The organism is Paracoccus salsus (assembly GCF_021556615.1).
GTDB classification, from domain to species: Bacteria; Pseudomonadota; Alphaproteobacteria; order Rhodobacterales; family Rhodobacteraceae; genus Paracoccus; species Paracoccus salsus.
On record NZ_JAKGGD010000002.1, the window covers coordinates 326,615 to 345,608 of the forward strand.

General features: G+C 67.8%; 21 protein-coding genes. 6 read left to right on the top strand and 15 right to left on the bottom strand.

Annotated features, from left to right (window positions below):
- Positions 1–44: 44 nt before the first annotated feature.
- The 4 genes from fmt to def (L1965_RS04890) all read right to left on the bottom strand — a co-directional run bounded on the left by fmt (position 45) and on the right by def (L1965_RS04890) (position 2,538).
- The gene (fmt, locus tag L1965_RS04875) at positions 45–938 is read right to left on the bottom strand and encodes a methionyl-tRNA formyltransferase (RefSeq protein WP_235755288.1); all 894 of its coding nucleotides are present in this window, start codon (positions 936–938) and stop codon (positions 45–47) included.
- Between the two features lie 76 nt (positions 939–1,014).
- On the bottom strand, positions 1,015–1,512 hold the full coding sequence (gene def, locus L1965_RS04880) for a peptide deformylase (RefSeq protein ID WP_235755289.1): 498 nt from the start codon (positions 1,510–1,512) through the stop codon (positions 1,015–1,017).
- Entirely contained in the window at positions 1,509–2,024 is a 516-nt protein-coding gene (gene def / locus L1965_RS04885) for a peptide deformylase (protein ID WP_235755290.1), read from the bottom strand. The genes def (L1965_RS04880) and def (L1965_RS04885) overlap by 4 nt, the downstream gene beginning before the upstream one ends.
- Positions 2,017–2,538 carry a peptide deformylase gene (def, locus tag L1965_RS04890; RefSeq protein WP_235755291.1) on the bottom strand — a complete coding sequence of 174 codons (522 nt, stop codon included), beginning with the start codon at positions 2,536–2,538 and terminating at the stop codon, positions 2,017–2,019. Before def (L1965_RS04890) ends, def (L1965_RS04885) begins: the two co-directional genes overlap by 8 nt.
- Positions 2,539–2,641: 103 nt before the next feature.
- On the opposite strand from def (L1965_RS04890), the gene L1965_RS04895 reads away from it, so the two are divergent.
- From L1965_RS04895 to L1965_RS04905, 3 genes are all read left to right on the top strand, one after another.
- On the top strand, positions 2,642–3,853 hold the full coding sequence (locus L1965_RS04895; RefSeq protein WP_235755601.1) for a MalY/PatB family protein: 1,212 nt from the start codon (positions 2,642–2,644) through the stop codon (positions 3,851–3,853).
- Positions 3,850–4,401, top strand: a complete 552-nt coding sequence (locus L1965_RS04900) for a L,D-transpeptidase family protein (protein ID WP_235755292.1) — start codon at positions 3,850–3,852, stop codon at positions 4,399–4,401. Before L1965_RS04895 ends, L1965_RS04900 begins: the two co-directional genes overlap by 4 nt.
- Before the next feature lie 87 nt (positions 4,402–4,488).
- Entirely contained in the window at positions 4,489–5,448 is a 960-nt protein-coding gene (locus L1965_RS04905) for an acetyl-CoA carboxylase carboxyltransferase subunit alpha (RefSeq protein ID WP_235755293.1), read from the top strand.
- A 31-nt stretch (positions 5,449–5,479) separates the two neighbouring features.
- Here the strand turns inward: L1965_RS04905 and L1965_RS04910 are convergent, their stop codons facing one another.
- The 5 genes from L1965_RS04910 to L1965_RS04930 form a co-directional block, all read right to left on the bottom strand.
- Positions 5,480–6,544 (bottom strand): sensor histidine kinase, encoded by a 1,065-nt coding sequence (locus L1965_RS04910; protein WP_235755294.1) that lies wholly within the window; start codon positions 6,542–6,544, stop codon positions 5,480–5,482.
- Positions 6,541–7,071 carry a methanogen output domain 1-containing protein gene (locus L1965_RS04915; protein ID WP_235755295.1) on the bottom strand — a complete coding sequence of 177 codons (531 nt, stop codon included), beginning with the start codon at positions 7,069–7,071 and terminating at the stop codon, positions 6,541–6,543. Before L1965_RS04915 ends, L1965_RS04910 begins: the two co-directional genes overlap by 4 nt.
- A 339-nt stretch (positions 7,072–7,410) precedes the next feature.
- On the bottom strand, positions 7,411–8,187 hold the full coding sequence (locus tag L1965_RS04920; protein ID WP_235755296.1) for a lysophospholipid acyltransferase family protein: 777 nt from the start codon (positions 8,185–8,187) through the stop codon (positions 7,411–7,413).
- Entirely contained in the window at positions 8,184–9,113 is a 930-nt protein-coding gene (locus L1965_RS04925) for a cell division protein FtsX (RefSeq protein WP_235755297.1), read from the bottom strand. The genes L1965_RS04920 and L1965_RS04925 overlap by 4 nt, the downstream gene beginning before the upstream one ends.
- Positions 9,110–9,775, bottom strand: a complete 666-nt coding sequence (locus L1965_RS04930) for a cell division ATP-binding protein FtsE (RefSeq protein WP_439332060.1) — start codon at positions 9,773–9,775, stop codon at positions 9,110–9,112. Before L1965_RS04930 ends, L1965_RS04925 begins: the two co-directional genes overlap by 4 nt.
- Positions 9,776–9,891: 116 nt before the next feature.
- Here L1965_RS04930 and L1965_RS04935 point away from each other — a divergent pair, with 116 nt between their 5' ends.
- Positions 9,892–10,755 (top strand): zinc-ribbon domain-containing protein, encoded by an 864-nt coding sequence (locus tag L1965_RS04935; protein WP_235755299.1) that lies wholly within the window; start codon positions 9,892–9,894, stop codon positions 10,753–10,755.
- A 21-nt stretch (positions 10,756–10,776) separates the two neighbouring features.
- Here L1965_RS04935 and L1965_RS04940 read toward each other — a convergent pair whose 3' ends face one another.
- The 5 genes from L1965_RS04940 to argH all read right to left on the bottom strand — a co-directional run bounded on the left by L1965_RS04940 (position 10,777) and on the right by argH (position 16,753).
- Positions 10,777–13,317, bottom strand: coding sequence for a DUF4175 domain-containing protein (locus tag L1965_RS04940; RefSeq protein WP_338421465.1), 2,541 nt, complete (start codon positions 13,315–13,317; stop codon positions 10,777–10,779).
- Complete coding sequence (gene lysA / locus L1965_RS04945; RefSeq protein ID WP_235755300.1) at positions 13,314–14,579, bottom strand: diaminopimelate decarboxylase; 1,266 nt, start codon at positions 14,577–14,579, stop codon at positions 13,314–13,316. The genes L1965_RS04940 and lysA overlap by 4 nt, the downstream gene beginning before the upstream one ends.
- A complete protein-coding gene (locus tag L1965_RS04950; RefSeq protein WP_235755301.1) occupies positions 14,580–14,753 on the bottom strand; it encodes a lipoprotein in 174 nt (57 codons plus the stop codon).
- A gap of 79 nt (positions 14,754–14,832) precedes the next feature.
- Positions 14,833–15,294: a hypothetical protein gene (locus tag L1965_RS04955; protein ID WP_235755302.1), complete on the bottom strand. Its 462-nt coding sequence runs from the start codon at positions 15,292–15,294 to the stop codon at positions 14,833–14,835.
- A gap of 49 nt (positions 15,295–15,343) precedes the next feature.
- Positions 15,344–16,753 (bottom strand): argininosuccinate lyase, encoded by a 1,410-nt coding sequence (gene argH / locus L1965_RS04960; protein ID WP_235755303.1) that lies wholly within the window; start codon positions 16,751–16,753, stop codon positions 15,344–15,346.
- A 22-nt stretch (positions 16,754–16,775) separates the two neighbouring features.
- Here argH and L1965_RS04965 point away from each other — a divergent pair, with 22 nt between their 5' ends.
- Positions 16,776–17,324, top strand: a complete 549-nt coding sequence (locus L1965_RS04965; protein ID WP_235755304.1) for a TlpA disulfide reductase family protein — start codon at positions 16,776–16,778, stop codon at positions 17,322–17,324.
- Here the strand turns inward: L1965_RS04965 and L1965_RS04970 are convergent.
- The gene (locus tag L1965_RS04970; protein ID WP_235755305.1) at positions 17,299–17,874 is read right to left on the bottom strand and encodes a DNA-3-methyladenine glycosylase I; all 576 of its coding nucleotides are present in this window, start codon (positions 17,872–17,874) and stop codon (positions 17,299–17,301) included. The genes L1965_RS04965 and L1965_RS04970 overlap by 26 nt on opposite strands.
- 88 nt (positions 17,875–17,962) lie before the next feature.
- On the opposite strand from L1965_RS04970, the gene L1965_RS04975 reads away from it, so the two are divergent.
- A complete protein-coding gene (locus tag L1965_RS04975; protein WP_439332048.1) occupies positions 17,963–18,790 on the top strand; it encodes an EAL domain-containing protein in 828 nt (275 codons plus the stop codon).
- The last annotated feature ends 204 nt before the right edge of the window (positions 18,791–18,994 follow it).

The following is an 18,994-nucleotide window of genomic DNA, read 5'->3' on the forward strand; positions in this document are numbered from 1 at the left end:
CAAACCCCCGCCACGCCCGGGCGCGAAGGACGGCTGCGCCGTCCCTAGCCCAGACGCGCCGGAAGTCTCCAGCCACGAAGCATCTCGCCGGCCGACATCGGCCTCTTGCCCTGCCGCTGCGCCTCGATGATTTCGACCGCGCCCTCGCCGCAGGCGACGCGAAACCCCGACAGGACCTCGCCCGGCGCGCCCCCTGCCTCGATCAGCCGGCTGCGCAGCAGCTTGACGCGCTCGCCATCGATGTCGCACCAGGCCCCCGGAAAAGGCGACAGGCCACGGATCTGGCGGTCGACCTGCCAGGCAGGCGCGGACCAGTCGATCCGCGCCTCGGCCTTGTCGATCTTGGCGGCATAGGTCACACCATCTTCGGGCTGCGGCGTCGCGGCCAGCGGCAGGGCAGCAAGAACCTCGACGATCAGGTCCGCGCCCAGCCGCGCCAGCCTGTCGTGCAGGTCGGCGGCCGTGTCCTCGGGTCCGATCGGCGTGCGCGCCGCTGCCAGCACCGGCCCGGTATCCAGCCCTGCCTCCATCTGCATGATCGCGATCCCGGTTTCGGCATCACCCGCCATCAACGCCCGCTGGATCGGCGCCGCCCCCCGCCAGCGCGGCAACAGCGAGGCATGGATGTTCAGGCAACCGAGACGAGGGGCATCCAGCACCGGCTGCGGAAGGATCAGCCCATAGGCTGCCACCACCGCCACATCCGCATCCAGCGCGGCCAATGCCGCCTGCGCCTCGGAATCACCCAGCCGCGCCGGGGTCCGGACCGCGATCCCCAGCCTGTCCGCTTCCGCATGAACCGCCGAGGGCCGCGCCGTCTGCCCGCGCCCTGCGGGACGCGGCGGCTGCGAATAGACCGCCACCACATCATGGGCCGCGGCGATCGCGCGCAGCGCCGGAACCGAGAACCCGGGCGTTCCCATGAAGATCACGCGCATCTCAGCCTCCTGCGTTGGTCCACAAATATCCTGCAGGGGGGCTCTGGGACGCGAACTCCCACAGCCTGCCCTGTCCTCACCGCGCCAGCTTGGCAGATTTCCGAACCAGCATCCTGCGTCGCAGCGGCGTCAGGTGATCCACATACAGGCGGCCGTCCAGATGGTCGATCTGATGCTGCACGCTGGTCGCCCACAACCCGACGAAATCGCGGTCCTCGATCTGACCCGTCTCGTTCAGGAACCGCACGGTCACCGCGCGCGGCCGACTGACCGTGGCGGACACGCCCGGCAGATTCGGACTGGCCTCGTCGTGACGGCGCATCTGCATGCTGGCATGCAACACGCTCGGATTGGCCATGCGGACGGCCTGCCCGCGCCGTTCGGACGCGTCCACGACGGCAAGCCGGAGCATGATCCCGATCTGCGGCGCGGCAAGACCGACGCCCGGCATCGCCTCCATCGTGTCGACCATGTCGTCCCAGACCATCCGGACGGTCTCGGTCACCGCCTCGACCGGCTCGGCCGCGACATGCAGCCGTCGGTCGGCATAGGGCAGGAAGGCGCGGACAGTCACAGGAAATCCACGATCAGCCGGCCTTCGAGGTGATCGGCCTCGTGCTGTGCGATGCGCGCGGCCGCCCCCGACAGCGCGCGGCGGCAGCGGCGGCCATCCAGATCGTACCAGGCCACCGTCACCTGGTGCGGGCGCACCACCTCGACACGCTGGCCGGGGATCGACAGGCACCGTTCGCCATCCCGCTGGGCGCGGTCCGAACGGACGACGATCTCGGGGTCCAGCATCACCATTGGCTCGGAGACACCCTGCTTCCAGCCGGCATCCATCACGAAGATCCGCCGCAGAACGCCGATCTGCGGCGCGGCCAGCCCGCGCCCGCCCGCCTCGTACATGCTGGCCAGCAGATCGGCGGCCAGTTGCCGCAGATCGGGACCCTTCAGATAGCCCGAGGGCTGCGAGACATCGCGCAGGACCGGGTCGGGATGGATCAGGATCGGGCGCAGGACGCCGCCCGCCAGCGCGTCCGGAAGGGCGGGTCGCGCCCTGCCGGCATCGGGCCGGTCAGGCACGGGTCCGCTCGCGCTTCAGCTTGACCATCCTGCGGGTAATCATCTGGCGCTTGATCGCCGACAGGTGGTCGATGAACAGCACCCCGTCCAGATGGTCCAGTTCGTGCTGGGCACAGGTCGCCCAGAGTCCGTCGAACTCTTCCTCGTGGGTCTTGCCGTCCAGGCCCAGCCAGCGCATCCGGACCTCGGCGGGCCGGGTCACATCCGCATACTGATCGGGGATCGACAGGCAGCCCTCGTCATAGGTGTTCAGAGTGTCCGATGTCCAGGCGATCTCGGGGTTGATCAGCACCATCGGGCGGCGCTCGGCGTCGGGGTCGCGCGTCGCGTCCATCACGAAGATCCGCTGCAGCACGCCCACCTGCGGTGCCGCCAGCCCGACGCCCGGCGCGTCGTACATGGTGGCCAGCATGTCGTCGGCCAGCGCCTCGATCTCGGGCGTGACGCGGGCAACGGGGGCGCATCTCTTCTTGAGGCGCGGGTCGGGATGGATCAGGATCGGACGAATGCTCATGGCTGACGATTTAGGGGATGGCTTCACCTGACGCAACAACCGGCGTATTCAGGACCCGAAACAAGATCCGAGGCCCTCGATGACCAGAACCGATCTCGACCGGATGCCCGGTTTCGACCTGCCCGATTGCGACGCGGCGCCCGATTTCGACGAGGTGATCGATCGCGTCGGCACGCATTGCTCGAAATGGGACGACATGGAGGCGGCCTACGGCGTCTCGCCCGACCAGGGCGGGCTGGCGATGTGGGTGGCCGACATGGATTTCCGCCCGCCCGCCGCGGTCCAGCAGGCGGTCGAACGCGCCGCCGCGCACGGCGTCTATGGATATCCCGGCGCCAACGCGCCCTATCTTCAGGCCATACGCTGGTGGATGGCAGAACGGCACGGCTGGCAGATCGACCCCGACTGGGTGCTGACGGCGACGGGCCTCGTCAACGGCGTCGCGATGGCGCTGGACGCCTTTACCGCGCCGGGCGACGGCGTGGTGGTGATGTCGCCCGTCTATCATGCCTTTGGCCGGGTCATCCGCGCCTCGGGGCGCAACATGATCGAGATGCCGCTGGCGCTGCAGGACGGGCAGTACCGGATGGACTGGTCGCGCTGGGAAACCATGCTGACCGGGTCCGAGAAACTGCTGATCCTGTGCTCGCCCCACAATCCCGGCGGCCGCGTCTGGACCGACGAGGAACTGCGCGAGGTCGCCGATTTCTGCACCCGTCACGACCTGATCCTGGTCTCGGACGACATTCATGCCGATCTGGTCATGCCCGGTCATCGGCACCGCATGATCGCGACGCTGATCCCCGGGATCCGCGACCGGCTGGTGACGCTGACCGCCGCCACCAAGACCTTCAACATTGCCGGCGCCCATATCGGCAACGCCATCATCGCCGATGACCGCCTGCGCGCCCGCTTCAAGGCCGCGCTGGTGGCGCGGGGCATCTCGCCGGCCTTCATGGGCATGGACATGGTCGCGGCGGCCTATTCGCCCGCGGGCGCGGCATGGGTCGATGCGCTGGTGGCCTATCTTGACGGCAACCGCAGGCTCTTCGACGCGGGGGTGAACGCCATCCCCGGCCTGCGCTCGATGCCGTTGCAGGCCACCTATCTGTCCTGGGTCGATTTCTCGGGCACCGGCATGTCCCCCGCCGAGTTCAGCGCCCGCGTGGAACGCGGCGCCCGCATCGCCGCCAATCACGGCGCGACCTTCGGGCCGGGCGGCCAGAGCTTCCTGCGCTTCAACATCGCCACGCCGCGCGCCCGCGTGGCCGAGGCGGTCGCCCGGCTGCGGGACGCCTTTTCCGACCTGCAATGAGGGCGCTTGCGCGGCTTTTCGCGGCGCTGACGCTGCTGGTGCTGATCGGGGCTTCATGGCTGATGCTGGCGCCCCGGCCCGACATCGCACCGCCCGACCGCCCGCCGCCGCAGCCCTCCGTCCTGACCGGGCCCGTGGACCGCATCCTGATCGAGAAATCCGCCCGCCGCCTGACCGTGTTCCGCGACCAGATCCCGCTCAGGACCTACCGCGTCGCGCTTGGCTTCTCGCCCGATGGCGACAAGGCCCGGCAGGGCGACGGCAGGACGCCCGAGGGGGTCTTTCGCATCGACCGGCGCAACGATGCCAGCGCCTATCACCTGTCGCTGGGGATCGACTATCCCCGGCCGCAGGACCGCGCCCGCGCCGCCGCCCAGCGCGTGGACCCGGGCGGCGACATCTTCATCCACGGCCAGCCGAATCAGCGCCCCGACGGCGACATCCTGGCGGGCGACTGGACCGCCGGCTGCATCGCGCTGACCGACGCCGAGATCCGCGAACTGTTTGCCGCCACCGCGCTCGGCACCCGGGTCGAGATCCGCCCCTGACGCGCCGCACGCTTCGGTGCGTTGCATTCCGTCGCCGGGCCGATCATAACTGGCCCGTATCGATTGCAGCCCCGGAGCATCCCGCGCATGGTCTATCTGGACTTCGAAAAACCGCTGGCCGACATCGAGGGCAAGGCCGAAGAGCTTCGGACCATGGCCCGCAAGGCCGATGGCCCCGTCGATGTCGAGAAAGAGGCCGCGGCGCTGGACAAGAAGGCCGGCGACCTTCTGAAGGAACTCTACCGCAGCCTCGATCCCTGGCGCAAGACACAGGTCGCGCGCCACCCCGACCGGCCGCATTGCCGCGACTACGTGGATGCGCTGTTTTCGGAATACACGCCGCTGGCCGGCGACCGCGCCTTTGGCGACGACCACGCCGTGATGGGCGGCCTGGCGCGGTTCAACGACGCGCCCTGCGTGGTCATCGGCCAGGAAAAGGGCAACGATACCAAATCCCGCATCCACCACAATTTCGGCATGGCCCGGCCCGAAGGCTATCGCAAGGCGATCCGGCTGATGGACATGGCGCATCGCTTCGGCCTGCCGGTCATCACGCTGGTGGACACGCCCGGCGCCTATCCCGGCAAGGGCGCCGAGGAACGCGGCCAGTCCGAGGCCATCGCCCGCTGCACGCAGAAATGCCTCGATATCGGCGTGCCGCTGGTCAGCGTGATCATCGGCGAGGGCGGATCGGGCGGCGCGGTCGCCTTCGCGACGGCGAACCGCATCGCCATGCTGGAACACTCGATCTATTCGGTGATCTCGCCCGAGGGCTGCGCGTCGATCCTGTGGAAGGACGCCGAACGCATGCGCGAGGCCGCCGAGGCGCTGCGCCTGACCGCCCAGAACCTGAAGAGACTGGGCGTGATCGACCGCGTCATCGCCGAACCGCTTGGGGGGGCGCAACGCGACAGGGCCGCCGCGATCAAGGCGGTCGGCACCGAGATCGCCGCCATGCTGAAGGATCTGTCCGGCAAGAAACCCGCGGAGCTGATCAAGGACCGCCGACAGAAATTCCTGTCGATGGGATCGAAGTCGCTGGCCTGACCCGGACCCGCGCCCTGCCGCGGCGCATTCGTCACCCGCTGCCGACCGTCGCCGCAAGCCTGCGCGTCGCGCGGAACGGAAAACGCAGCCTCCATTCGGTTCCCTGATCCAGCCGGCACTCCATGCTGCCATCGATCTGGCTGACAAGCGCGCCCACCATGTAGGGCTGGCGCGGTTCTCCGGCCCGGTCGACGGGCAGGCCGACGCCATCATCGCTGACCGTTATCTCGATTTCGACGTCCAGGATGGTGCAGCGGCAATGGATCCGGCCTGAACTGCGGCCAGGGAAGGCGTGCTTGATCGCGTTCGTTACCAGTTCGTTGACCAGAAGCGCCAGCGGCAGCGCCAGGTCGATATGGATCGCCGCGCTTTCGGTCTCGACCTCGATCCGGATATGTTTCGGGCAAAGAGCCGCGCGGATGCCGTTGATCAGCTTCGGCATAAGCTCGGCCAGTTCGACGATTTCGGTCTGATGGTTGCTGTCGAGGATGTCGTGAACGACGGCAATCGACTTGATCCGGCTGGCTGCGCTGCGCAGGGCGCCGCTGACGCTCTGATCGCCTGCCGAACGGGCCTGCTCGTTGAGCAGGGCCGAGATGATCGCCAGGTTGTTCTTGACCCGGTGCACCAGTTCGCGTTCCAGGAACTTCGCCACCGCCACCGAAGCTTCCAGCTCGTCCGATTTCTTCTGGTAAAGGGCAAGCTGGGAATTCAGGTCCCTGATCTGCTGCGCGTGGATCGAGAATTGCGCGGTGGAATCGGCGACCGATGCAATCAGGATGCGAGGCATGGCCGTGCCATCGGGCGGCAGACCGCGCGCCCTGGCGTGGATCGAAACCTCATCGCGGAAGAAATGCGCCGGGATCCAGTTCGACGACATGGACGCGGATCGCAACAGGTCGGCAAGCGGCATGGGCCGCGTCTTCCAGCCGGCAATATCGCACGGCACGGGTCCGGACGGTCGGGCCAGCCCGAAGGCGTTTCGCCCGGCGGCGTTCGCATAAAGCACGCGCCCTTCCAGATCGACGACCAGCGTCGTGCAGGGATGCGCGTCCAGCGCCAGATCCGCGATCGGCGCCTGGCTGCGCCCGGTCATGATGTCTCGTCAGCGGGATGGCGCGGCAACCGATAGTATTCGCGCGCGTCCGGGGCGGCGTCGTCATGCGGTTTCAGATGGACGACGACGCGGCAGCCCGGATCACCCCTTGCGATGGTCTCGTCCAGCTGCACGCGCGCATAGCCAAGATTGTCCGCAGATATCCGGCCAAAGACATTGGATGTCATCATGCAAAGCGATGTCCGGCCGACGACCATCTCCCCGAACGGGCAGCGGCGATTGCCGAAGACCATCTTGTCCTCATCGATGGAGATCAGGTAGAAATCTCCGCCGATGCGCTTCTTGAGATCGACGCAAACGGACGCGACCTCTTCGGGGCGAAGCTGCGTCTTGCCGAGGACCTCGCGATACGATGCGTCGATCCACAGCCCGACCTGACCGCCCACGGTGCTGATATAGCCCTCGGCGGCTTCAAGACCCACGACACCTTCCAGCGTCCCGCTCAGGTCGCGCAGCAACCTGCGAAAGAACAGATCGCGGTCAAGGGCCACGTCTGCATCGGACATGTCTTCAGGCAAGGCGCCACCCCAATGTCGGTTCCCGGTCCTTTTCTAGGTGGTCTGCGGTGTCATCGCAATGGCGAGGACAACGCGGGTCACGTTGCCGGCAGCGACGTCAGGCGGCGCGGCCCCGGCCTTGCCTGTCGCAGCCCGGAAATTGACGCTTTCCTGACCGGGGGTCCGCAAGCGGTGTACGCGCTGTGCACCCTCGGTGCCTGTCCGGTGCAGGCGTTGTGCCGGCGATTTCCCTGCATTTGCTGGACCGGACGGCACGGGGACAATCTGCCGGTCACCCGCAACGCCCGCTGCCGTTGCGCGCAACACCCGGACTGCCGGGCCGCGCGCTCAGCCGGCGTCGGGCGCAAATCCGGCCTCTGCCATCAGCCGATCGGAATGATCCTCGATCTCGGCCCGAAGCCGCGGCATGAAGGCATGTCGCGGCAAATCGGCCCCGATCACCGGCAGGAACTCGACCACCGCCCGTCCCGGCCGCACGCCCCAGCCCTTGCGGGGCCAGAACAGGCCGGTATTCACAGCGACCGGCACGACCGGCAGCGTCGTCGCCGCACGCAGCGTGCCGACGCCGTGCTTGTAGTCGCGATGCTCGCCCGGCCGGGTCCGCGTTCCTTCCGGATAGATGATCAGCTGGCCCAGCCCCTCGCCCGAAGTCATCCGCGCATTGATCTCGCCCGAGATCGCCCGCAGCGCGTCGCGGCCACGCGACCGGTCGATGGGGATGCCGCCGACCTTGTAGGCGTACCAGCCCATCACCGGCACCCGCATCACCTCGCGCTTCATGATGAAGGCGGGCCGTTTCACGGCGTGGGCGATGGCCAGAATGTCCAGGAAACACTGATGCTTGGCTGCAACGATGCAATCGCCGGTCGGGGGCGTGCCGCGCACTTCGCAGGTGACGCCCAGATGCAGCCGCGCCGCCCATAACAGGTAGCCGACCCAGCGGCCAGCCACCGCACTTGCGGCCGCCCGGCCGCGCATCATGACCCAGGGCAAGCCGCCCATCCCGATCGCCACCGTGGCCAGACCGATATGCAGATAGTAAAGCGCGTTCTGCAGATATTGCCACGGCCCCAGCGGTCCGGGTGTCGACGATTGCGCGCTCATCGGACAGCCTCCAGCATGTTGAGCGCCGCCCATCGGGTCGCGAAGAACCCGACCGCCGCAGCGACGATCGGGATCAGCAGCGGCAGCAGCCAGCCCCAGCCCTGAAAGCCAAGTCCGGTCAGAAACCCGCCGGCCGCGTCCATTCCCGGAAGCAGCGCGACGGCTCCCATGCCGATCAGTGTGCCGACCCCGGCACCGATCGCCGCGCGTTGCGTGAAACGGCGCACGAAGGCGGTGGCGATGGTGATGTCGCGCGCCCCGATCAGCCGCAGCACGCGGATCACCTGCCCGTTCGCCGCCAGCGCGGCCTTGGCCGCCAGCGTGATCATCGAGGCCGACGCCGCCACGATCAGCAGCAGCGAGATCACCCCCAGGACCCGCAGCCGGTTCGCCGCCGAGACCAGCGGTCGTCGCCATTCGGTATGGTCGTCCAGAACCGCCCCGGGCGCCTCGGCCTCCAGCCGCAGCCGCAAGCCTTCGGCATCGAACTCCGCGCCGGTGATCGGCAAGTCGATCAGGGCGGGCACCGGCAGCGCATCCACCGGCATGTCGGGGCCGAACCAGGGGGCCAGCAACTCGGCCACGGCCTCGTTCGACAACAGCCGCGGCGTCCCTGCACCCGGCGTCGCCTGAAGGATCTGTACGACCGCCTGCGCCCGCGCCTGCTGTTCGGAGGCGGGCGCGCTGACACGCACCGTCACCGACTGCGCCAGTTGCGACGACCAGCGATCCGCCAGCCGGCCGGTGGCCAGCGCCAGCGCCAGCGCGAACACCGCCAGAAACGCCATCGCCCCTGCCGAGAACAAGGTCAGCTGCGCGGTATAGCCCGTGGGTGGCACGATCCTGTCGCCCTTGTCGCCATCGCGCCGCAACAGGCCCTGCCACAGCGCGCGCAGGTTCAGCGCCCTGAATTCCGTCCGTCTCACAGATCCGCCCCCGCCAGATGAAGCGCGCCGCCGGCGATCCGCAGCACCCGCGCCGCGACCTGCGCCTTGGCGGCGCGGATCAGGTTCAGGTCATGTGTCGCCACCAGCACGGTCTTGCCCGACTTGTTCAGCTCGATCAGCAACTGCATCAGCCGCATCGACATTTCCCAATCCAGATTACCCGTCGGCTCGTCGGCCAGAACCAGGTCCGGCGACAGGATCACCGCTCGCGCCAGCGCGGCACGCTGGCGCTCCCCGCCCGACAGAGACGGCGGCAGCGCGCGCGCCTGCTGCGACAGCTGCACCCAGCCCAGAAGATCGCGAAGCGCGTCCATGTCCACCCCCTGCCCCGACACGTTCAGCGGCAGGGCGACATTCTCGGCGACCGGCAGGTGATCCAGGAACTGGGTGTCCTGATGAACCACGCCGACGCGCCGCCGCAGCATCGCGATGTCGTCGCGCCCAAGTCCGCGCAGGTCCTGGCCAAAGACGCTCATCCGGCCCGATGTGGGCAGCAGATCCGCGTAGCACAGCCTGAGAAGCGTGGTCTTGCCAGATCCGGACGGCCCGGTGAGGAAATGGAACATCCCCGGCTGCAGGCTGAGCGTCATGTTCGACAACAGCTCGGCGCCGCCGTGATAGCCGAAGCCGACATCTTCCATCTGGATCAAGCGCCACCCCCTTTGTTGCGGGCATTTGTTGCGGCATGCTGCGCCGGCCGCTTGGAAGCCGGGCCCGCGCTTGATAGAACAGCGGGCAGGCGAATGCGAGGGTCGGCATGGGTGAAATAAGGTTGATTTGTCCGGGCTGCGGTGCCGAATACCGCCTGCCCTCCGCAGCCGTTCCCGCAACCGGGCGCGAGGTCGAATGCACAGCCTGCGGCAGGATATGGAAAGCCGGCGCGACGGGCTCGGCCCCGCCGGCACCGGCCAGTTCAAAAGCCGCGGACGAAAGCCCCGAGCAGGTTTCATACACGCTTGCCTTCGGCCCGTCCGCGAATGTCCGACGCGAAACGCCCCAGCCGCAGGTGCCTGACCCCGCGCCGCTGGCACGCAGGGTTCCGGCAAGCGTCCTGACCATCCTGCGCGAGGAAGTCGAGCACGAGCGGCGGGCCCGGCAGGCCGAGAACGCGCGCTCCGGGTCCGGCGACGATGATGACGAGGCAGCGGACCGGATGGCGGTGATCGGCGACACCGACACCGAATGGCCGGCGACCACCGTCACCGGCCCTGCCGACCGGCCGCCGCCGGCCGGCCCGCAACCCGTCGTTCCGGCCGGCGCGACCCGTGCGATGGTCAGCGCACCCGCGCCGCAGCCTGACCCCACGGCGGAGCTGAGCCTGCCGCCTCACGCCCCGGCAACCCAGCCGACCGGGCGCGGTCATCCCGCCGCCGAGGTCACAAGGGACCATCGCCCTGCTTCACATCACGCCGGGTTGGCCGCCTCATCCCCGGGATCGTCCGGCTACAGCATGGGATTTGGATTGGCGGCGATGATCGCCGCTGTCGGCCTGACGCTGTATCTTCTGGCGCCGGGCATGTCCGACGAGGGCACGGTGGGCGAGGCGCTGGCCGGATTCAGGCAGATGGTTGACCGGGGTCGGATCTGGCTTCAGGCCGGGGTGAGCAGCCTGTTCGGCTGACGGCCGGGACGCAACCCGCCCTCAGAACCGTTCCAGCAACCGGCCCAGATAGTCGCGCTCGTCCTGCGGGCGCTCGCGCTGGCCGCTGCGCCGACGGATTTCGTCCAGCAGATCGCGCGCGCGCCGCGCCGGATCGATCCCCTCGGCCAATGGATCGCCCATGGTGATGATGTTTCCGTTTCCATCCCGCTGGCGCCCCAGGGGATCAAGCATTGCGCGCCTGTCGCTGCCGTTCATGTCCTGACCGGCCTGCCCCGAATCGCCGGGCTGGTCGCCCGGTTGCTGGCCGTCTTGCTGGCCCTGCTCGGCGCTGCGGCGATCCTGCTGCCCCATCATGTCGGACAGGGCCCGCATCCCCTCGCGCATCGATTCGATCGCGTCGGCCTGGCGCTGCAAGGCGCTGCCGGTATCGCCCTCGCGCAGGGCCTGTTCGGCGTCCTCCATCGCGCGCCCGGCCTCGTCCAGCTGGCGACCCGCCTGGTCGCCCTGTTCCGAGCCCTGCCCCGGCAGCATGCCGCGCTGCTGGCCCAACTGTTCGCGCAGCTCGCGCTGACGTTGCGCCAACTCGTCGGCGCGGCCCGAAGGCTGGCCCGGCTGCCCCTGGCCGAACTGCTCCTGCATGTCGCGAAACGCCTCGTCGGACAGCCGCTGCTGCTCGCGCAACGTGTCAGCCAGCCGGTTCATCGGTTCGTTGCCCTGGCTGCCCTCCTGTCCCTCGCCACCCTGACCCTGCGTGACCTGCAGATTTTCCATCATCCTGTTGAACTGCTCCAGCAATTGCTGGGCCTCGGCCATCCGACCCTCGTTCATCAGGCGCTGGATCTCGTCCATCATCTGCTGGATCTGGTCGCCGGTGATCGTCTGGGTCTGCTGGTTCTGTGCAAATCGGTCCGCCGGATCGCGCTCGCCCTGCTCGGCGAGCATCCGTGTATAGGCGTCGGTCGCCTCTCGCAGCTCGTCCATCAGCCGCTGAATCTCGTCGGGGCTTGCTCCGTTGCGGATCGCCTCGGACAGTTTCTCCTGCGCCTGCTTCATGCGCGCCAGGGCGTCAGCCAGACCGCCGTCCTCGAGCAGGATGGCCGCTTTCCACAGCGCCTCGGCCAGCTTGTCGCGCGCCTCGTCATCCAGCGGGCCGGCTTCAAGCTGGCGCACCGCAGCGCGCAGCTGCCGATACAGGGATTGATCGATGTAGCCGTCAGGCTGCCAGGTGATCGCACGCAGGATCTCGGCGCTGCGCCCGGCATTCTCGCGCGACCACAGCAGGTCGCGGCGCAGTTCGATCAACGCGGCAGCGCGCGGCTCGAAGAAGCGTCGGCCCGGCAGCAGCGTCCGCAGCGGCGCAGCCTCGCCGACCTGGTCGATGCCGTCGATCGCCTCGAGTGTCAGGCTGACCGGCAGGTTGGCCCAGGGATGCCGCGCCAGATCCTCGACCAGTTGCCCCTGCACCGCGCGCCGATCACCGCCGCGCGGCATGGGAAGGGCAAGCGCGATCGGCGCGCGCGGCTCGGGCTCGACCGCCAGCCCGAACCGCCGGTCCACCGCAGCCAGATCCAGCGCGATCCGCGCCTCGCCGGCGATGACACCGTGGTCGTCCTCGGCCTCGAAATCCTGCATCATCCGCCCATCGGCACGGCGCGTCGGCGCGGCCCCGGCCTTGATCACCGGCGGCTGGTCGGGCGAAACGGACACATCGATGCGCTGTCCCGCGACCGCGATGACGCCCGATCTCTCGGCCCGGAAACCCGGGGCGCCGGGATCGTCGCTTACGATGCTGCCGATGTCCTGCGTCACGGCGGCTCCGTCCCCGTACAGCCGGAACGTCACGGCGCTGCCCTTGGGCAGTTCCAGAACCTGCCCCGCGCGCAGGGCGTTCAGATAGATCGTCGGCCTGCGCGTGTAGGCCGGCGGCTCGGCCCAGCCTTCCCAGCTGGGGCCGGTCTCGGCAGTGGCTCCGGCCAGCGGCCGCCCGACCGTGGCCGCAATCGCCGACACGCCCTGCCCCATCTGCGCGGCGCCGCCAAAGATCAACGCCATCACCAGCGCCACCAGCGAGGCCAGACGCAGCGCCAGCGGATCGCTTCGGGCCAGATCGGCATCGGGCCGGACCGCCCGCGCCGCGGCCGCCCGCGTCCGCATCTGCGCCAGATGCGCCTGCCACAGCGCGCCCTCGCCGCCAATCGCCGCGCTGTCGCCCAAAGCCGCCAGGGGGCGGCCCTGCAAGGACCGGTCCAGTCGATCCACCGCCTCGGGCGCCCGTACCCGGCGATAGCGCAGCCCGCCGCGAATCGCTGCAAGGATGACAGCGACCAGCGCCAGCCCCGCCGCCCAGGGCAGCACCGATTGGGGAATCGCCGTCACGCCACCCAGCGCGAAACCCGCGAAAATCGCGCCCAGCAAAGCAGCCAGCGGCCAGAAGGCACGCGCCGCTCGTTCCCACACCATCCCCCAGCGGGTCAGCCGAAGCGCCAGCAGGATACCGGCCTGCCTTGGTCCGTAAATATCCTCGGGCGTCCGGGGGCAGACAGCCCCCGGCGCTGACGGTTCGCGCAAGCGTCGGGTCAAAGCCATTCCGGGATGGTATCGCGGGACAGCATGTCCTCAAATGTCGGCCTTGCGCGGATGACGGCGAAGTGATCGCCGCTGACCAGAACCTCGGGCACCAGCGGGCGCGAGTTGTATTCGGAGGCCATGACCGCGCCGTAGGCCCCGGCGGATCGGAACGCGATCAGGTCGGCCGCCGCCAGCATCGGCAACTGCGTGTCCTTCTGGAAGGTGTCACCCGATTCGCAGACCGGGCCGACCACGTCGAAGCGCCGGACCTCGGCGCCGACGGCCGGTTCGACCACCGGCACGATGTCGTGATGCGCGCCATACATCGCCGGTCGCAGCAGGTCGTTCATCGCCGCATCCACAATCAGGAAATCCCGCCCCTCGCCCTGCTTGAGATAGATGACCGAGGCCAGCAGGATTCCGGCATTCCCGACGATGTTTCGGCCCGGCTCGATCTCGATCTCGCAGCCCAGTTCGCCGACCGTCTCGCGGATCACCTCGCCATATTCGATCGGCAGCGGCGGGGCGTTGTTGTCGCGTCGATAGGGGATGCCAAGCCCGCCGCCCAGATCCAGCCGGGTGATCGCGTGACCGTCCGCGCGCAGCGCCCGCGTCAGATCGGCGACTTTCGCGTAGGCCACGCGATAGGGGTCCAGATCGGTCAGTTGACTGCCGATATGGACGTCCACGCCGACAATCTTCAGCCCTGGCAGCGCCGCCGCCTCGGCATAGACGGTCCGCGCCCTGGCGATCGGGATGCCGAACTTGTTGTCGGATTTGCCGGTTGCGATCTTCTCATGCGTCCGGGCGTCCACGTCCGGGTTCACCCGGATCGCCACCGGCACCTCGGTGCCCATGCTGGCAGCCAGGTCCGACAACGCACGCATCTCGGGCTCGCTCTCGATGTTGAACTGCCGGATTCCGCCTTCGATCGCCTGTCGCATCTCGGGGATGGTCTTGCCGACACCCGAGAACACGATGCGCTCACCCGGCACGCCGGCGGCCCTGGCGCGCCGATACTCGCCACCCGAGACGACGTCCATGCCTGCACCGAGATCGCCCAACAGCTTCAGCACGGCAAGGTTCGAGTTGGCCTTCACGGCGAAGCAGACCAGATGGTCCGTCCAGTCCAGCGCCTGCCTGAACAGCCCGAAATGGCGCGTCAGCGTGGCGGCGGAGTAGACATAAACAGGCGTGCCCACCTGCGCCGCGATGCGCGACAGAGGCACGTCTTCGGCATGCAGCGCGCCGCCATGGTAGTTGAAGTGATCCACCTACAACTCCGTCACGACGCCCGTCGTGGCGTGTCCGGACATCGAGATGCTGGATTTCGCAGGAGTCCTGGGCGCCGCTGGCCGCTCGGGAGGGCCGTCGACCCCGCAACCCGCCAGCAGCGTGGCGGTCAGGACAAGAAGCGCGGCTGCGCCGGAGACTGGAATACGTATCATCTGCGTCACCCCTGGCAATGACGCATCTATGTCAGAGGCGGCGGCGAAAGCAAATATCCCGCCGCCTCCCGGAAAGCCGCTATTCGGTCACCGCGGCCAGCTGGAGAAGCCGGGCAAACTGGTCCGCACTCAGCACCTCGCGCCAGTGATCGACGCATTCCGAACGCATCATGATCAGAGCCGTCTCTTTCTCACCGATCTGCCGGGCCAGCGATTCGCGCTCTTCGGCCGGTGCGCCGGCGGCAATCTTGGCACGGATTTCGGTGCGCAGGGCGACCGCTTCATCCTCGAGCGACTTGCGCATGGCGGGCATCTCGGCCAGCCAGGACGCAAGTGCGGCCTTTTGCTCGTCGTTCAGCGCAAGCGTGTCCGTGTTCTTCGCCAGAACACCGGTCAGCGCGATGACCGGCTGCGACAGCCCGGTTGCTGCCGGGTCGGACGGCTGCATCTGCGCAAGCGCGAGACCGGGCGACGCGACCGCAAGAACGGCGGCCAGAACGAATGCCTTCATCAGGGTGTCCTCCATTACATTCAGGTTCATGAATATTGCAATGGACTGACGGCGCGCGCACCGTGTCAGATTGCCGCGCTCAGCCGTGCAACCTGGTTTTCCAGCGCGTGATCTGCGCGCGCACCTGATCGGGGGCCGTACCGCCATAGCTTTGGCGCGAGGCGACCGAATTGTGAACGCCCAGCACCGAATAGACCGACGGGGAGATGGCCGGGTGGACCGACTGCATGTCCGAAAGCGGCAACTGATCCAGATCGCACCCTCTGGCCTCGGCCATTGCGACCAGCGAACCGGTGACATGGTGGGCCTCGCGGAAAGGCAGCCCGGCTTCGCGCACCAGCCAGTCGGCCAGGTCGGTCGCGGTCGAGAAGCCGGCCGAGGCCGCTGCCTCCAACCGGTCGCGATTGGCGGTCAGGTCGGACAGCATCCCGGCCATCGCCGCCAGCGCCAGCATCAGGTTGTCGGCGGCGTCGAAGACCTGCTCCTTGTCTTCCTGCATGTCCTTGGAATAGGCCAAGGGCAGGCCCTTCATCACGGTGAACAAAGCCACCGTCGCGCCCAGGATGCGGCCGATCTTGGCGCGAATCAGCTCGGCCGCGTCCGGGTTGCGCTTCTGCGGCATGATCGAGGAGCCCGTAGACCATCTGTCCGACATCGCGACGAAGCGGAACTGGGCCGAGGACCAGATCACCAGCTCTTCCGACAGGCGTGACAGATGCACGGCGCAGATCGAGGCGGCGGACAGGAATTCCAGCGCGAAGTCGCGGTCGCTGACCGCATCGAGGCTGTTCGCCATCGGCCGGTCGAAATCCAGCGCGGCGGCGGTCGCTTCGCGGTCGATCGGATAACCGGTGCCGGCCAGCGCCGCAGCGCCAAGGGGTGATTCGTTCATTCGCCGGCGCGCGTCCTGAAAGCGCGTCAGGTCCCGCCCGAACATCTCGACATAGGCCATCATGTGATGACCCCATGTGACCGGCTGGGCGGTCTGCAGATGCGTAAAGCCCGGCATCACCCAGTCTGCCCCCGCCTCGGCCTGGCCAAGCGCCGCGGCGATCACCGCATGAAGACTTGCAATGGCCGCATCGCACTGGTCGCGCACCCAAAGCCTGAAGTCGGTCGCCACCTGATCGTTGCGCGACCGGCCGGTGTGCAACCGGCCCGCCGGCTCGCCGATGATCTCTTTCAGTCGCGCCTCGACATTCATGTGGATATCTTCCAGCGCGGTCGAGAACGGGAAATCGCCGGCCTCGATCTCTGACAAGACCGTGAGAAGCCCTTCCCCGATGGCCCGCGCATCGCTATCGCTGATGATGCCTTGTGCGGCCAGCATGGCGGCATGGGCCCGGCTGCCCCGGATGTCCTGGGCGTAAAGCCGCCGGTCGAAACCGATCGAGGCGTTGATCGCCTCCATGATCGCGTCGGGACCGGTGGCAAAGCGTCCGCCCCACATGCTGTTGGCGGCATCCTTGGCTTGGGGCCGGTCGGTCATTGAAAAGTCCTTCGGAGGTAACATGCTGCATTCCGCCCTGCTTTATACGGCGCTGGTTATCGGTGCAAACACCGCCTTCGCCGGCGAGGTCGACTGGCAGGCGGCCAAAGACGCGGGGATGGTCAAGCTGGTCCCGTCCGAAGACGCGCCAAGCCTGCCCGACACATCTTTCACGGACCCCGACGGGGGCGCCCACAGCCTTGCCGATTACAAGGGCAAGGTGGTGCTGCTGAACTTCTGGGCGACCTGGTGCGCGCCCTGTCGCGAGGAAATGCCCTCGCTGGACGCGTTGCAGACGGAACTGGGCGGCGACGAATTCGAGGTCGTACCGATCGCCACGGGCCGCAACGCGCCCGCCAAGATCGAATCCTTCTTCGAAGAGACGGGTGTCTCGAACCTGCCGGTTCTTCTGGACCCCAGGCAGAAACTGGCACGCGAGATGGGCGTGGTCGGGCTGCCGGTCAGCGTGCTGATCGACCGCGACGGCAAAGAGGTGGCCCGTCTGCTGGGGGATGCGGACTGGGCCAGCGAGCCTGCCAAGCAGGTCATCCGGCAGCTGACAGCCGACTGACCTGCGCGTGGCGCGGGCAACTGGTCATGTGATCGTTGACCATGCCCGTCGCCTGCATGAAGGCATAGGTGATGACCGGCCCGCAGAAACTGAAGCCCCGCTTCTTCAGCGCCTTTGACAGCGCAACCGATTCGGGCGTGGCGGCTGGCACCTCGGTCGCGTCGGCGAATCCGTTCTGGATCGGATCGCCGCCCACAAAGGACCACAGCCACGGCGAAAAGCCCTCGGCCTGCTCGATCTCGAGGAAACGTCGCGCGCCGTTGACGGTGGCCGCGATCTTGCCGCGATGGCGGATGATCCCGCGGTTCTGCAGCGCCTTGTCGATCCGTCCTTCGTCCCAGCACGCCACGCGTTCGGGATCGAAGCCCTCGAACTCCTCGCGGAAATTGTCGCGTTTCTTCAGGATGGTGATCCAGCTGAGGCCGGCCTGGAATCCGTCCAGCACCAGCTTTTCCCACAGCGCACGGGGGTCGCGTTCCGGGACGCCCCATTCCTGGTCGTGATAGGCGACATAGATCGGGTCGGTGCCGCACCAGCTGCAGCGTGTCATGGGACGTTAACCTCGAGTCCAGATTGTCCTGCGATTTTACGCAAAGTTAGGCAATCATGCGCACAGTGCAAGAAAACCCGTTCCGAAGATGAGGCCCGATGTGAGCAACGGCACCATTCCGAAAGGCTCGCCGCTGGATTACGCGATCGACCAGCAAAGCCGGATCACCCTACCCGCTGTGCGCGCCGCGGTCGAGCGCGGCAGCGGTGTGCTTGCCTTTCAGCCGATCGTGCAGGCGCAGCGCCCCCAGCGCGCGGCCTTCTACGAAGGGCTGATCCGCATCATCGACGATTCGGGCCGGATCGTTCCCCTCAGGGATTTCCTGCCGGCGGCCGAAACGACCGAGCTTGGACGCCAGATCGACTGCCTCTCGCTGTCGCTTGGCCTCAAGGCGTTGGCCGAGGACCCGTCGCTGCGGCTGTCGATCAACATGTCAGCACGTTCGATCGGGTATCCCGACTGGATTCGCACCCTGCGCGACGGAATCACCGACGATCCCCATATCGGCGAAAGGCTGATCCTGGAGATTACGGAAAGCTCGGCGATGGGGATGCCCGATCAGGTGCAGAACTTCATGCGCGAGGTCCAGCGCCAGGGCATCAGCCTGGCGCTGGACGATTTCGGCGCCGGCTATACGTCGTTCCGCTATCTGCGCGATTTCTGCTTCGACATGATCAAGATCGACGGGCAGTTCATCCGCGAGATCGCCCGGCACCCGGACAATCAGGTTCTGACCCGCGCGCTGATGTCGATCGCACATCATTTCGACATGTTCACGGTCGCCGAATCGGTTGAAACCGCCGAGGATGCAAGCTTCCTGATCGACAGCGGTATCGACTGCCTGCAAGGCTACTATTTCGGCGCGCCGACCATCGCGCCGCCGTGGAAGTCGCCCCCGTCGGTCGCGCGGCGCTGATCCCCCCGCCGCCAGAGCCGGCGGCGCGGCAGTCGCGAAGCGGCAGGGCGGGTCTGGTCAGATGTCGAGCCCATGGTCCTCGAGGCGCGGCCCGCGACAACCGCGCGGAAACCGCGATATGCGAGAAGCCGGCCCCGCGCGACAGCGATCGCCCGTCACCGGCTTGACGCGACGGCGCGAACCCGCATCCTAACCGCGATTCGC